This is a genomic window from Bacillus sp. FSL K6-1560 (assembly GCF_038592935.1).
Lineage (GTDB): Bacteria > Bacillota > Bacilli > Bacillales > Bacillaceae > Bacillus > Bacillus subtilis.
Map to the genome: position 1 here is coordinate 4,332,503 of NZ_CP151946.1, position 14,977 is coordinate 4,347,479.

Here is a 14,977-nt window from a genome sequence, read left to right on the forward strand (position 1 = left end):
AAGCATTTTCAGCCTGCCAATCCCTTTGATTATGCTTTTTTCAAGCCTACTAAACAGTCAAAAAGCGTACTTCCCATTCCATTATCAGAATTTGTATCATTTGTCAGTGCATTGACTGACCCTCCAAAAGCCGCCCACATGCCTTCATCTATATTAATCGTCTTCGCATGAGCCTGTTTCATCAATTTCACCTTGCCCTTCAAGCGTCCGCGGTCATTAAAGATGACAACCTCGTCTCCATCCTGAAGATCCTGCTCAGCCGCTATATCTGGAGAAATATCGACCTGAACGTGCTGAAGCTTTTCAATAAATGGCACATGCTGTGAATGGTTGGAACGCTGCGGATGAATGGATAACAGCGTATAAGGGTACTTTTCAGCTAACTCCTCATTATGGAAAACAGATTCTTCGGGCACATTTAATTGAAGCGAGCCGCTAAATCCCTTTTGCTCAGCTAGCGACGAAGTAAATTCAAATTTTCCACTCGGCGTCAAAAACTGATAATCATCCCACGGCACCTGTTTTACTGGAAGAGGGAGGTGGCCTTTTTCTTTTAAACGCTCGAGTGTCACACCCTCTGCTTCCAATGAAGAAAGCCCCATCTCTAAAAATTCTTGAGTGCTGTATTCAAACAGCTCGCCAAATCCAAGGCGTTTTGCAAGCTCTGACCAGATCCAGCTGTCCGACTTCGCTTCACCCTGCGGCTCCACAAGCTTCTTCCCGTACTGAACATAATGATGATACATACTGGAATAGTAGATATCTTCTTCTTCAAAAACAGTGGCAGTCGGCAAAACATAATCACACAGCTTTGCGGTATCTGTCATAATGGAATCAATCGCAACCGTCATGGGAACCTTTTCAAAAGCTTGTCTCACCTTATTTGTATTCGGCACCTGAGTCAGCGGATTTCCGCACGTCACAATAATCATCTCAATCGCAGGATCAGCAGCGGTCAACACTTCTTCAGCCTGCGTCATCATTGAAAAAGAACGTGATGTTGTTTTTAATTCCGGCAACGTCAGCTTTGTTTTTGCAAAGCTCTCGCCAATCTGGACATTTCCGAAATTCGCGCCGCCGCCCTTAATTCCGACATTTCCGCTTGCCGCAACGAGTGCATCAATCCAACGAATCGTTCCGCCGCCGTTTTTATATCGCTGCATGCCAAGCCCCATAAAAGTAGACACCGGACCATCAGCATACAAACCTGCCAAATACTCCAGCTCCTCCATAGAAGTTTCTGTTTTCACAATAAACTCTTCCAGAGAAACGGTCTTCAAAAGCTCTTTCACATCATCAAAACCGACAGAATGCTCAGAAATAAACGTTTCATCCGTTCTTCCCATCTCAATCAGAACCTTCAAAACGGCTGCCGCAAGCCAGCCGTCCATTCCAGGCTTTACAGAGATATAGCGGTCGGCAAGCTTAGCAGTCGGGTTGAAGATCGGATCAATCACCGTAATCGTGGCGCCCTTCTTTTTCACCTGCTGCAAGTGATGATATAAGTGCATATTTGTTCTTGATACATTTCTTCCCCACACAACAACATGCTTGCTGTTGTAAATATCAAGCGGTCCGTGACCGTACGAACGGCCAAAATCCCAGCTTTGCGCCTCGATACCGGAGCCCCAGCATATGCTTCCGACGATTTCGGTCACGCCGCCATATCCATTAAAAAAACGCTGATCAAGCGCTTTTAACAGACCGTTATTCGCATAATCATGGCTGTGCAAAACAGCAGTCGTCTCCGACGTTTCCTTGATTTCCCGAAGTTTATCGGCAATTTCATCAAGTGCCTGCTCCCAAGAAATCCGCACAAACTCGCCATTTTGTTTTTTCATTGGATAGCGAAGCCGATCAGGCGAATTTGTTTTTGTCTCAAGCATTCTGCCGCGGCCGCAGATTTTACCTTCCGTAATCGGATGGTTTGGATCTCCGTCCACTTTTGTTACCTTTCCATCATCAACAGTCACCAAAAAGCCGCAGCTGTCCCAACAATTCAGCGGACATGCCGACTGATGCACTTTGCTCATCGCCGTCTTCTCCTTACCTTCTATATGAAAAAGCATGAGTGTCGGCCTATTTATGAAGTAGGCTCCTCATGCTTGACTAGTACTTTTTTTAGTTTTCTTTCAAATTCTCTTCTCGGAATCATAACACTGTGAGAGCATCCCTCACACTTAATTCGAATATCCATTCCCATGCGTATAATTTTCCAGCTGTTCGCTCCGCATGGATGCGGTTTTTTCATTTCTACGATATCATTCAGGCCAAAGTCTTTATCCGCCAAGACCCTTCACCTCTTTTCCTAAACTGCTGTATCTATTGTACAAAAAAACTGATCATAAGAGCAATCAAGATACCCGAAAAGAAATACATCCTCTTATTTCCATTTACTCAAAATAGGATATAAGAGCAGACAAACTAACAAATACAAATTGAGCATCCCATATATCGGATACAAGAACGCGATCAAATCAGAAAATCCGAAAGAAGTAAAAGGTACCATTAACACTAACAAAATCAACACAATCATCCATCTCGGCATATGAATAAACGCCATCAGCCGGCTGGACAGCCCCAGCAAACCAGCTACCGTCGTCGTGTAAATCGCCAGGCACAGCACCGCCGTCATACATAAAAAAAGGAAATAAGGCGCACCCTCCAGAACGGCAAACAGCGGTATTTCAAACTGAGAAAGGGAGCCCGCCAGCTCCACCAACGTTTCATTATAAACAAATGAGATCACGCCAAAAATAAGACCGCTTGCCACACTTGCGATTTTTGCTTCTCCGAGCCCTTTCATCTCTTTCCCAACAGAGGATAAAATCGCAACAACTGAAAGGATGTTTAAAGAGGTAAACGTAATGCTCGCAGGCCAGTTATACTGCTGGGACAAATCAATCGTCCACGTATGGTGATGTGTGCTCTGAAAGGAGATCAGCGCATATAAAAGCCCCGCTACTAACACAGGAATCAAAATACTATTTATAGATAATATTCCTTTCACATCCCAAAAAAACAAGCACACTGTCACGATGCAAATCAGCGTGATTCCCCACCAGAAAGGAAGCTTGTACATTTGCAGGGTCACACCGCCTCCGGCAATCATCACCATAGTCGTCGAAAACAAATAAAAAATGATGAGGACATCATAAATTTTCGCCAGCCATGGCCCCATTAAATGCTCCAGAACCGGCAGAAAATGAGTGGATTGAACCTTAAAACTGATTTTCATCACAATATAAGACGAGAAAATGAACATAATTGTAAACAGCACAATAGCAAGTCCGCTTTCCGCCCCAAAAAACTGCCATATCTCCTGACCGCTCGCATATCCGGCCCCGATCAGGCTCCCTAATATGAGCAGCATCCACTTCATTCCGGCTCTCCACAACACTATCACCTCATAGACAAAGTTCAGCTTGTTCCCGTTATTGTTACTATATAAATAAAGGAAAGCAAAAATGCCATATTTTCATAGACATTTGAACACAAGCTGAAATTATCATACGAAATACACATAAAAAAAGACTGCTAATACGGCAGTCTAAAAAGAGATATTTATTTGTTTGTCCGCGGAATGAAGAAGTGAACTTCACTCTTCACTTTTTTCTAACCATTCCTACCTATTCAAGTGTTTCATAAGCAGACCATTGCTTGATCATGATCGAGGCAATGGGGGACAATACTTGTAATCGCCCACTAACCATTCATATCATGCCCTCTACTTTTTTAAAATCTCCGGTGTCATACACAAAGCATAAAAAACCGTACTGCTGGATATACTGTAAACAACCTTACATAACTACTCACACCCATAGCAATTCTGTTACCTACTATAACAAGGAAGTGAAACCCATGAATCGAAAAGGCGGGCTTTTTTCCTCTCAGGAACGAGTAAAGCAATATGTTTCACATACAGATGCTGCAGCGGCAAAACAAATCCAAACCATCCTTTCTTCATCCTTACGTAAAGCTGCTGGCAAACCAATTGTCGTGGTTTGTATCGGAACAGACCGTTCAACCGGTGACTCATTAGGCCCGCTCGTAGGAATGAAACTCAAACAGATGCAGCTCACCAGATTCCATGTCTACGGAACCTTATCTGACCCCGTCCATGCTGTGAACATGAAGGATAAAATCAATGATATTCATAAATTACATAAAAACCCATTTGTTATAGCAGTGGATGCATGCTTAGGCCGCGTTAAGAGTGTGGGTTCATTTCAAATCGGGGACGGGCCATTAAAGCCCGGAGCCGGTGTACAAAAAGACCTTTCTGAAGTGGGAGATCTTCATATTAACGGAATCGTGAATGTTAGCGGTTTTATGGAATATTTTGTATTGCAAAATACTAGACTCAACTTGGTCATGAATATGGCAAATGTTCTAGCGGAAGGTTTGAGTTTAACAGATCGGACAGAGTGGAGGCAAGAACGCATTAACCCGCTGCAAAGGCTCACTGGGCGCATATAAAACAAAAACCATCTTCGTTTGAAAGATGGTTTTTTCATTTATGATTCTCGTTCAGACAAAAGCTCTAAAATCCGGTCAAGGTCTTCATTAGAGAAAAATTCAATTTCGATTTTGCCTTTTTTCTTCTGTCTTTTAATATTAACTGTTGTTCCAAAATAATTTTGGAGATAGGATTCCCGTTCTTTTAGAACCGCATCTTTCACAGGTTCTTTTTTCTTTGTTTCACGTGGAACATTCTGATTCAACTGCTGAATCAGCTGCTCAAGCTGGCGAACATTGAGCTGCTCCGCAATCACTTTTTGTACCAGCGGTTCAAGCTTATTTTTGTTTTTTAAGCCAAGAAGCGTGCGTCCATGTCCCATAGAAAGCGTACCTTCGGCAATAAGCTGCTGAATATTTTCTGGCAGTGTCAGCAGTCTTAAATGATTCGCAATATGCGGTCTGCTTTTTCCAAGACGTTTGGCAAGCTGCTCTTGCGTGAGATCTAAGTGTTTCAGCAAGGAGTCATATGCCTGAGCCTCTTCAAGCGGAGATAGATCTTCACGCTGAAGGTTTTCTAATAAAGCAATTTCCCTCATTAACGCCTCTGATAATTCACGGACAATGGCCGGAACTGTATCTAAACCTGCCAGCTTTGCCGCTCGAAAACGCCGTTCACCCGCAACAATATCATAGCCTTTTAAAGATTTTCTGACGATAAGCGGCTGAAGAATGCCATGCTGCAACACAGATTCTTTTAGTTCAGCTAATGCCTCGTCATCAAAGTGTTTTCTTGGCTGATAAGGATTAGGGCGTAAATCGGCAATTTTAATTTCTTCAACTGTCTCTTCAGACAAATCTACCTGATTAAATAACGCATTAATCCCTTTTCCAAGGCCTTTAGCCATTCGCAGCCACTTCCTTTGCTAAATCTAAATATACTTCCGCACCTCTTGACCGCGGATCGTATAAAATGATGGGTTTTCCGTGACTCGGTGCCTCACTCAGACGGACATTACGCGGAATAACTGTCTTATATACTTTATCCCTAAAATACTTTTTAACCTCTTCAATCACTTGAATGCCAAGGTTTGTCCGGGCATCAAGCATTGTCAGCAATACACCTTCAATCATTAAATCAGTATTCAAATGCTTTTGCACAAGACGTACTGTATTTAATAACTGGCTGAGACCCTCCAAGGCATAATATTCGCACTGTACAGGAATCACAACGGAATCCGAGGCTGTAAGGGCGTTAATCGTCAGCAAGCCCAATGACGGCGGACAATCAATGATAATATAATCATAATTTTGCTTTACTGCTTCAAGCGCTCTCTTCAATCTCACTTCTCTTGATATTGTAGGAACCAGCTCGATCTCAGCCCCTGCAAGCTGAATCGTCGCAGGAATCACATCCAAGTTCTCTACTGTCGTTGCTTTAATAATATCTATTACATCTGCATCATCTACTAAAATATCGTACACACACTGCTCTACATCGGCTTTTTCAATCCCTAATCCGCTTGTCGCATTTCCCTGCGGATCAATATCTACCAGCAGAACCCTTTTCCCTATGTAAGCCAAACATGCCCCAAGGTTGACAGACGTCGTTGTTTTGCCGACCCCGCCTTTTTGGTTCGTAATTGCTATGATTTTTCCCACGATGTCACCTACTTTCACATGAACATGTACTATCTTGCTTCTATTCTATCAAAAAAAGATTAAAGCGTTTCATTTTTTTCATCATTTTGTTCCGAATCAGAAGGGAAATAATTGAAAATTCAAGCACGCTTTATGCTTTCTCTTATAAATTCTGCAATTTCTATGTTTTTTTGACTTAAAAAAGGAATTTCTTAAAGAAAAAAAGAAGAAGTCACAGTACAGAACGTGGAAACAGGATGGTGAGAAAATGGTTTATCAAACGAAGAGAGATGTACCCGTTACGCTGATGATTGTGTTTCTCATATTACTGATACAAGCAGATGCCATTGTTCCTTTTGTGCTGGGAAATATGAGAGTTTCCGGCTGGATCATTTTTATTCTGCTGACTCTTTTAAATGGACTCATCATTTGGAGCTTTATTGACCTAAAATATGTATTGAAGGAACACCATCTGATCATTAAAGCCGGATTGATCAAACATCAAATTCCTTATGAAAACATCGATAAAGTCGTTCAAAAAAAGAAACTGTGGTCCGGTTTTCGTCTGATCGGCTCTCGCCATGCCATCACAATATATTATCAGGGGGGATGGGGACATGCAGTGATATCACCGCAAAAATCTGAAGAATTTATCCACAAGCTCAAAGAAAAGAATTCTAATATAATAATATTCACTAAAAGTAAGTGATTACCTTTTATTTAAAATATAAAAAGCTCTCCTGCTTTTCAGGAGAGCTTCTATTTTGGTATGCGAATCGTTAATTGAATATATTCTTCAAATTCTTCTTCTTCCGTATTCAATTTTACACCGCTGTCTTCCACCATTGATAGTGACTGGCGAATCGTGTTCATCGCAATTCTTGTATCTCTGCTGAATGCTTTGCGTCTCGGCTTTGGCTTTCTCTTGCCTTGCTCCAGCATTTTCACCACGCGGTCTTCCGTCTGCTTTACATTTAAACTTTTCTCAATAATCTCTGTGAGCAGTGTGACTTGGAGCTCAGGCTGTTTCAGCGGAATTAGCGCTCTGGCATGGCGCTCGGTGATTTTCTTCTCCATAATTGCCTCTTGGACCGGCTGAGGCAGCTTTAATAACCGAAGCTTATTCGCGATTGTAGACTGCCCTTTTCCTAAGCGCTGTGCGAGTGCCTCCTGTGTTAAATCATGCAGCTCAAGCAGCCTAGCATAAGCATGCGCTTCCTCAATAGAAGACAGTTCTTCCCGCTGCAAGTTTTCGATTAACGCCACAGAAGCGGTTTCCGTGTCGGAAAAATCCTTAATAATTGCCGGAATCTTTTCCCACTCAAGCGATTGCACCGCTCTCCAGCGTCTTTCACCTGCAATGAGTTCGTATTGGCCTTCTTCTTCTGTATGCCTAACAACAATCGGCTGAATAATGCCGTGTGTATGAATGGTCATTGCTAACTCTTTGATTTTTTCATCTGAGAAAATGGTGCGTGGCTGAAAACGGTTGGGAACGATAGCATTTACCGGTATTTCCAGAATCTCTTCTTTGTTTGTATCATGTTCAGCAATCTCCGGCTCCTGTTCCTTCTCACCAAGCCCGAAGAAACGAGAGAATGAATGCTTCATGTACCTACACCACCTTTAAAAACTGCCATTTTTATAATTCTATTTTCTCATGGTTTTTCCTGCTGTACATCCATCAATTTTGATGAAAATATGATGGTATTGTCATATCAGGCTGTCTAAATTACCCTTCAATTGGCGATTTATTAGGAGTTCCCGGTTTTCTTGGATACTTCTTAGGCGTATTTTTTATTTTGCGTATCACCATAATATTACGATCGCTTTCTTCAATAGGCAGCTTAAAAGAATGGATATTCTCAAGTTCTCCTCCAAGCGTCGTGATTGCTTTTTTGCCTGCATTCAGTTCTTCTTCAGCTGATGCGGCTTTTAAAGCAACAAATAAACCGTTTTTCTTCACCAGAGGCAAGCAAAGCTCACTCAAAACAGATAATCTCGCAACTGCTCGTGCCGTCACAATATCATAGCTTTCACGCACGTCTTTCCGTTGCCCGAACGTTTCAGCTCTGTCATGGCAGAATGTTGTATTCTCCAATTGCAAAGCCTCAGATAGCTTTTCTAAAAACGTGATCCGTTTATTCAGTGAATCTACGATTGTGACATTGAGGTGCGGAAAGCATATTTTTATCGGCAGACTTGGAAAACCCGCTCCCGCTCCGACATCACAAATCGTGTTCACCTGATTGAAGTCGACATAAAAAGCAGCTGTAATGGAATCATAAAAATGCTTTAAATACACTTCTTTTTTCTCTGTTATTGAAGTCAGATTGATTTTTTCGTTCCATTCAACCAGCATGTCGTAATACAGCTCAAATTGCTCTAGCTGACGGGGAGAAAGGGAGATCCCTTTTTCCGCCAAACCAGAAGTAAATTCTTCAATATTCATGCCGTCATCCTTTCTATTCGGCTATCTTCGCAATGCGTCCCTGCTCTAAATACACCAATAGAATTGAAATGTCCGCCGGGTTTACACCGGAAATGCGGGAAGCTTGGGCAACAGACAAAGGCCGTACATTTTTCAGTTTTTGACGCGCCTCGGTCGCAATCCCCTTAATTGCGTCATAATCAATTCGATCTGGAATTTTTTTATTTTCCATCTTCTTCAGTTTTTCCACTTGCTGAAGAGATTTTTCAATATATCCTTCATATTTCACTTGGATTTCTACTTGTTCTGCCACGTCTTGAGGAACCGGCACTTCTGGCGGCGCCAGTTTTGTGACTGTTTCATAGTTCATTTCAGGACGCTTCATCAAGTCTGTGCCGCGAACTCCATCTTTCAATTCGCTTCCGCCAAGAGAACGGATATATTCTTGATTTTCCGGAGACGGCTTGATAATTACAGAATGAAGACGTTTTTTCTCCGCCTCGATCGCCGCTTTTTTCTTCTCAAAAGCCGCATAGCGCTCATCAGAAATCAATCCAATGCGGTGTCCGATTTCTGTCAGACGCAAATCAGCATTGTCATGGCGAAGCAGCAATCTGTATTCCGCACGTGATGTCAAAAGACGATATGGCTCATTGGTACCTTTTGTCACAAGGTCATCAATCAGAACACCAATATAGGCGTCAGAACGGCTTAAAATCACTTCTTCTTTTCCAAGCGCTTTTCGTCCTGCATTGATTCCCGCCATAATCCCTTGTCCCGCAGCTTCTTCATAACCGGAAGTTCCGTTAATTTGGCCTGCAGTGTAAAGGTTTGTGATTTTTTTTGTTTCAAGTGTCGGCCAGAGCTGTGTCGGTACGATTGCATCATACTCGATCGCATAGCCGGCTCTCATCATTTGCACGTTTTCAAGTCCAGGAATCGTTGCAAGCATTCTTTGCTGTACGTCTTCTGGAAGACTTGTAGATAAACCTTGGACATAGACTTCCTGTGTATTTCTGCCTTCCGGCTCAAGGAAGATCTGGTGACGCGGTTTATCATTAAATCGTACAACTTTATCTTCAATGGATGGGCAGTATCTTGGGCCCGTACCTTTGATCATACCGGAATACATCGGTGAACGGTGCAGGTTGCTGTCAATAATCTCATGTGTCTCAGGGCTTGTATATGTCAGCCAGCAAGGGAGCTGATCTGTGATATATTCCACTGTTTCATATGAGAAAGCGCGAGGCACATCGTCACCAGGCTGAATTTCCGTTTTGCTGTAATCAATCGTGTCGCTTTTAACGCGAGGCGGCGTACCTGTTTTAAAACGAACAAGGTCAAAACCGAGTTCCTCCAAATGCTCAGAAAGCTTAATAGAAGGCTGCTGGTTATTCGGGCCGCTTGAGTAAGACAGATCGCCAAGAATGATACGTCCTCTTAAATATGTCCCTGTTGTCATGACAACTGCTTTCGCACGATAATGTGCGCCTGTTTGTGTAATAACGCCTCGGCATTCGCCGTCTTCAACGATCAGCCGCTCCACAATTCCTTGCAGCAATGTTAAGTTTGGTTCCTTTTCAAGCGTATTTTTCATTTCGTGCTGATATTGGAATTTGTCTGCTTGCGCACGCAAAGCACGAACCGCAGGACCTTTTCCTGTATTCAGCATTCTCATTTGAATATGCGTTTTATCGATGTTTCTTCCCATTTCTCCGCCGAGCGCGTCAATTTCGCGGACGACAATCCCTTTTGCGGGGCCGCCGACAGACGGATTACATGGCATAAATGCAACCATATCTAGGTTGATGGTCAAGACAAGCGTTTTGGCGCCTTGGCGTGCAGATGCGAGGGCAGCCTCAACACCGGCATGCCCGGCGCCAATCACAATCACATCGTATTGGCCTGCTTCATACCCCATGATTCTAGTTCCTCCTTTAATTATTTTCCTAAACAGAATTGAGAAAAGAGCTGATCAATTAAGCTTTCGTGGACAGAATCTCCAATGATTTCCCCTAAAAGCTCCCAGCATCTTGTAAGGTCAATTTGCACCATGTCGATCGGGACATCCTGTTCGATGCCGCTAAGCGCATCTTCAATGGCGCGTTTTGCTTGCTGTAAAATAGAGATGTGACGCGTGTTGCTGACATAAGTCAGATCCCCGCTTTCAATAGCACCCGTGTAGAACAGCGATTGAATTGCTTCTTCCAGATCATTAATGCCTTCCTCTTTTAAAAGAGAAGTCGTAACAACTGGACGTCCATTGGCAAGCTCACGGACACGTTCAGTGTCAATCTTCGCCTCAAGGTCAGTCTTATTCAAAATCACGATAACATCCATGCCCTCAACGGCTTCAAAAAGCTTCACGTCTTCTTCAGAAAGCTCTTCACTATAATTAAGCACAAGTAAAATCAGGTCCGCTTCCTTTAGAACCTGGCGAGAACGTTCAACACCGATTCGCTCAACAATATCCTCTGTTTCACGAATACCTGCTGTATCAACCAGACGAAGCGGGACGCCCCTTACATTCACGTATTCCTCAATCACATCCCGTGTCGTTCCGGGAATATCAGTTACAATGGCTTTTGCCTCATGAACGAGGCTGTTCAGAAGAGATGATTTTCCTACGTTTGGCCGGCCGATAATGACGGTAGAAAGACCTTCACGCAAGATTTTTCCTTGCTCAGAAGTCCTCAGCAGCGCCTCAATTTCCTTTTTCACGGCGGTTGCCTTTTCGACTAAAATCTGATGCGTCATTTCCTCTACATCATCATACTCCGGATAATCGATATTCACCTCAACATGGGCCAGTGTTTCTAAAATCTCACTGCGCAAACGGCGCACCAAAGCAGAAAGACGCCCTTCCATTTGATTCATAGCAACGTTCATTGCCCGGTCCGTTTTCGCTCTGATTAAGTCCATAACCGCTTCCGCCTGTGAAAGATCGATTCGGCCGTTTAAAAACGCACGTTTCGTAAATTCACCAGGCTCTGATAGTCTCGCTCCCTCTCTCAATGCGAGCTGAAGCACTTGGTTCACAGTCACAATTCCCCCGTGACAGTTTATCTCGATAACATCTTCCCGTGTAAAAGTTCTCGGCGCTTTTAACACTGATACCATTACTTCCTCAACGACACGATCCGAAGTTCTGTCTACGATATGACCATAATGAATCGTATGTGATTCGACCGAGCTGAGTGTTTTCCCCTTTGGTCCCTTATAAATTCTATCTGCGATTTGAATGGCTTCTGGTCCGCTCAACCGTACAATCGCAATCGCGCCTTCTCCCATCGGTGTGGAAATTGCCGCAATTGTATCCATGTTGTTCACCTCTCTTTACTTATACTTCATCTATATAAAAAAATTTTATTATGCCAAAACTAAAAGATAACATAGTTTGGTTCGAAGTGGAAGATTTGTTATCCACAGAAATAGAAATTCGTCCCTTATTACTTTAACTTATCCACATGTGAATAACAATTAATTTTATTTCCTGAACTTCCTTTTTATCAACAGGATACACCTAAAAAGAAAAAACTTAAACGGCAAAACCTTGATATTACTAGGAAAAGTAGATTTTTCAGATACAAAAAAACCGAAATCCAATTTTTATCGGACTTCGGTTTTATGCTATCTTTTATGGGAAATAACGAGATGACGATTTTCGCCTTCACCCATTGAATATGTTTTGATCTGATGGTTTGCATATCCAGAAAGAGTATCGTGAATAATTTTTCTTTCGCTGGACGGCATAGGCTCAAGCTGGATGGATTTTTTCGTTTTCAAAACCTGGTCAGCAAGCTTGATGGCCAGCTGGCTCAGTGTTTCTTTTCTTTTCAAACGATAGTTTTCTGCATCCACCGTCACATTTTTATATTGGCCTGGATAACGGTTAAGGGCAAGCTGTGTCAAAGTTTCAAGGGCGTTTAAGGTTTGTCCTCTTTTCCCAATCAACAATGCTGCCTTTTCACCTGTTATATGATATCTCACTGTCTTTTTACTTTCTTGAACAGTCACATCAGACTTCCCGGCAATGGCTTCGGCAATCGTTTGAAGATATAACTTCGCTTGCTGAATCGGATCAATCTTTTCAACCAGCTTTACGATCGCAGGCTTTTTACCGAAAATACCGAGAAACCCTTTGTTTCCCTCTTCAATAACAGTAATTTCTACCTTATCCTTCGTTAATCCCAACTCTTGCAATCCGGACTGTACTGCTTCATCGACATTTCGCCCTGCAGCAGTCACATTCCTCACTTTTTCTTTCCTCCGGCTTTTTGCGGCTCAGGATTTTTTTTTATATCAGGTCCTTTAATGAGGAAAGTTTGCGCAATCATAAACAAGTTACCAACTACCCAATAAAGAGAAAGAGCCGCCGGGAAGTTGATCGCAAATACGATAATCATAATTGGCATAATCCAAAGCATCATCGCCATTTGCGGATTTTGCTGCGCATTGCCAGCCATCATCAGTTTTTGCTGAACAAATGTAGCGACACCGGCAACGATAGGAAGGATATAGTAAGGATCTTTTTCTCCTAAGTCAAACCATAAGAAGCTGTGCTCTGAAATCGCCTGGGTTCTCATGATCGCATGATAGAATCCAATTAAAATCGGCATCTGGATCAAAATCGGGAAACATCCCGCCAATGGATTGACACCATGCTTTTGGAATAAAGCCATTGTTTCCTGCTGAAGCTTTTGCTGCGTTTTTTGATCCTTTGAGCTGTATTTTTCTTTAAGCTTTTGCATTTCCGGCTGTAAAGCCTGCATCGCTTTCGAACTTCTCAGCTGCTTAATCATCAGCGGTAAAATTAATAAACGAATTAAAATGGTAACTAGAATTATTGAAAGCCCGTAGTTATCTCCCGTCAATTTCGCTACATACGTAATGAGCTCAGACAATGGATATACTACGTACTTGTCCCAGAAATGCGGACTATCTGCAGTGATCGGCTCTTTCACACTCGAGCATCCAGCCAAAAGCATGAATACGCCAACCATACTTAATAGCAACCCTATTCTCCTTTTCAACAACATTTCCTCCTATAATTAATCTTTACACTCTTTTATTGCAAAGCATACTTGTATGTATTTTAGCATCTTTCAGTTTTAAATGGTGTCTTTTTCTGATCAACCAGAAAGGAAGCGCTTTTAAAAGTTGTAAGAAATCAGTGGTGATGCCTACTTTGACGAAGATTTCTTATATAATGAAGACTTTCTGAATAGATGCTGCAGACTTTTTTTCGTTTCCTCATATGTCAGCTGGCTCGCCGGTTTTCTGGCAATAATGATGTAATCCTTTTCCTTCAGTCTCTCTTTCTCTTCAAGAAAGGCCTGCCGAATCAAACGTTTGATCCGATTTCGCATCACGGCATTGCCAATTTTTTTGCTGACGGAAAGCCCGACACGCAGTTCATCATTTTCAGGCTGATCAAGCGTATATAAGACAAACTGGCGGTTTGCAACTGATGTCCCATGTTTAAACACTTTTTGAAAATCTTCATTTTTCTTTAAACGATTTCGCTTCTTCAAATGACTCACTCCGATACTGGCTGGCAGAAACTTTTAAAATTTATTATGAACATGAGATGCATCTGAACCAGGAAGCATGCCCCGGTTCATTACGCATCACATCTATCTTTTCCCATAACGTGAAAAAAGACCACTGACATTATTCAGTGGCCTAAGCTGATAATACTTTTCTGCCTTTGCGGCGACGGCGTGCTAAAACTAGACGACCGTTTTTTGAACTCATACGGCTTCTGAAGCCATGAACTTTGCTGCGTTTACGGTTATTCGGTTGGAATGTTCTTTTCATTTATGACACCTCCCTCGAGGAATAGCTGTTAAAGACAGTCTTACTTATTATATTTGCGTTACCTATTCATTGTCAACTTCACTAGTGCTTTTATTTCTTGCAACCATAATAGGATACCATACCTTTTCAACTTTCGAAACCTTATTTTTTAGATTCCTTAATTTTACGGAAAAAAGACAAATTCAAACAATTTGCCCCTAAAATCACGCATGTGGATATCTTTTTCGGCTTTTTTTAGTATCCACAGAGGTTATCGACAACATTTTCACATTACCAACCCCTGTGGACAAGGTTTTTTCAACAGGTTGTCCGCTTTGTGGATAAGATTGTGACAACCATTGCAAGCTCTCGTTTATTTTGGTATTATATTTGTGTTTTAACTCTTGATTACTAATCCTACCTTTCCTCTTTATCCACAAAGTGTGGATAAGTTGTGGATTGATTTCACACAGCTTGTGTAGAAGGTTGTCCACAAGTTGTGAAATTTGTCGAAAAGCTATTTATCTACTATATTATATGTTTTCAACATTTAATGTGTACGAATGGTAAGCGCCATTTGCTCTTTTTTTTGTGTTCTATAACAGAGAAAGACGCCATTTTCTAAGAAAAGGAGGGACGTGCCGGAAG

General features: G+C 42.2%; 15 protein-coding genes. 2 read left to right on the top strand and 13 right to left on the bottom strand.

Annotated features, from left to right (window positions below):
* Nucleotides 1-29: 29 nt before the first annotated feature.
* The 3 genes from NYE22_RS23030 to NYE22_RS23040 all read right to left on the bottom strand — a co-directional run bounded on the left by NYE22_RS23030 (nt 30) and on the right by NYE22_RS23040 (nt 3,400).
* On the bottom strand, nt 30-2,033 hold the full coding sequence (locus tag NYE22_RS23030) for a molybdopterin-dependent oxidoreductase (protein WP_072173959.1): 2,004 nt from the start codon (nt 2,031-2,033) through the stop codon (nt 30-32).
* Between the two features lie 50 nt (nt 2,034-2,083).
* Nucleotides 2,084-2,290: a DUF951 family protein gene (locus NYE22_RS23035; RefSeq protein WP_003226838.1), complete on the bottom strand. Its 207-nt coding sequence runs from the start codon at nt 2,288-2,290 to the stop codon at nt 2,084-2,086.
* A 93-nt stretch (nt 2,291-2,383) separates the two neighbouring features.
* Entirely contained in the window at nt 2,384-3,400 is a 1,017-nt protein-coding gene (locus tag NYE22_RS23040; protein ID WP_282627218.1) for a hypothetical protein, read from the bottom strand.
* Nucleotides 3,401-3,861: 461 nt separating this feature from the next.
* Between NYE22_RS23040 and yyaC the strand changes: the two genes are divergently transcribed.
* Entirely contained in the window at nt 3,862-4,479 is a 618-nt protein-coding gene (yyaC, locus tag NYE22_RS23045; protein WP_342412218.1) for a spore protease YyaC, read from the top strand.
* Nucleotides 4,480-4,517: 38 nt separating this feature from the next.
* On the opposite strand, the gene spo0J is transcribed toward yyaC, so the two are convergent.
* Together spo0J and soj are read right to left on the bottom strand one after the other, a co-directional pair.
* Nucleotides 4,518-5,366: a stage 0 sporulation protein Spo0J gene (gene spo0J, locus NYE22_RS23050; RefSeq protein ID WP_003226832.1), complete on the bottom strand. Its 849-nt coding sequence runs from the start codon at nt 5,364-5,366 to the stop codon at nt 4,518-4,520.
* The gene (gene soj / locus NYE22_RS23055; protein ID WP_003219244.1) at nt 5,359-6,120 is read right to left on the bottom strand and encodes a sporulation initiation inhibitor protein Soj; all 762 of its coding nucleotides are present in this window, start codon (nt 6,118-6,120) and stop codon (nt 5,359-5,361) included. The genes spo0J and soj overlap by 8 nt, the downstream gene beginning before the upstream one ends.
* Nucleotides 6,121-6,367: 247 nt before the next feature.
* Here soj and NYE22_RS23060 point away from each other — a divergent pair, with 247 nt between their 5' ends.
* Nucleotides 6,368-6,808: a PH domain-containing protein gene (locus tag NYE22_RS23060; protein WP_003244005.1), complete on the top strand. Its 441-nt coding sequence runs from the start codon at nt 6,368-6,370 to the stop codon at nt 6,806-6,808.
* Between the two features lie 50 nt (nt 6,809-6,858).
* On the opposite strand, the gene noc is transcribed toward NYE22_RS23060, so the two are convergent.
* The 8 genes from noc to rpmH all read right to left on the bottom strand — a co-directional run bounded on the left by noc (nt 6,859) and on the right by rpmH (nt 14,350).
* Nucleotides 6,859-7,710, bottom strand: a complete 852-nt coding sequence (gene noc, locus NYE22_RS23065) for a nucleoid occlusion protein (protein ID WP_015250778.1) — start codon at nt 7,708-7,710, stop codon at nt 6,859-6,861.
* 121 nt (nt 7,711-7,831) lie between these two features.
* Entirely contained in the window at nt 7,832-8,551 is a 720-nt protein-coding gene (gene rsmG / locus NYE22_RS23070) for a 16S rRNA (guanine(527)-N(7))-methyltransferase RsmG (RefSeq protein WP_015250777.1), read from the bottom strand.
* 13 nt (nt 8,552-8,564) lie between these two features.
* Nucleotides 8,565-10,451, bottom strand: a complete 1,887-nt coding sequence (gene mnmG, locus NYE22_RS23075; protein WP_003226825.1) for a tRNA uridine-5-carboxymethylaminomethyl(34) synthesis enzyme MnmG — start codon at nt 10,449-10,451, stop codon at nt 8,565-8,567.
* Nucleotides 10,452-10,471: 20 nt separating this feature from the next.
* Nucleotides 10,472-11,851, bottom strand: coding sequence for a tRNA uridine-5-carboxymethylaminomethyl(34) synthesis GTPase MnmE (mnmE, locus tag NYE22_RS23080; RefSeq protein WP_342412219.1), 1,380 nt, complete (start codon nt 11,849-11,851; stop codon nt 10,472-10,474).
* Between the two features lie 309 nt (nt 11,852-12,160).
* Nucleotides 12,161-12,787 (bottom strand): RNA-binding cell elongation regulator Jag/EloR, encoded by a 627-nt coding sequence (gene jag / locus NYE22_RS23085; RefSeq protein WP_003243764.1) that lies wholly within the window; start codon nt 12,785-12,787, stop codon nt 12,161-12,163.
* A complete protein-coding gene (gene spoIIIJ, locus NYE22_RS23090) occupies nt 12,784-13,569 on the bottom strand; it encodes a YidC family membrane integrase SpoIIIJ (protein ID WP_010886648.1) in 786 nt (261 codons plus the stop codon). Before spoIIIJ ends, jag begins: the two co-directional genes overlap by 4 nt.
* Before the next feature lie 144 nt (nt 13,570-13,713).
* Nucleotides 13,714-14,064: a ribonuclease P protein component gene (rnpA, locus tag NYE22_RS23095; RefSeq protein WP_003242628.1), complete on the bottom strand. Its 351-nt coding sequence runs from the start codon at nt 14,062-14,064 to the stop codon at nt 13,714-13,716.
* Nucleotides 14,065-14,215: 151 nt separating this feature from the next.
* Nucleotides 14,216-14,350 carry a 50S ribosomal protein L34 gene (rpmH, locus tag NYE22_RS23100; RefSeq protein WP_003178075.1) on the bottom strand — a complete coding sequence of 45 codons (135 nt, stop codon included), beginning with the start codon at nt 14,348-14,350 and terminating at the stop codon, nt 14,216-14,218.
* Between the last annotated feature and the right edge of the window lie 627 nt (nt 14,351-14,977).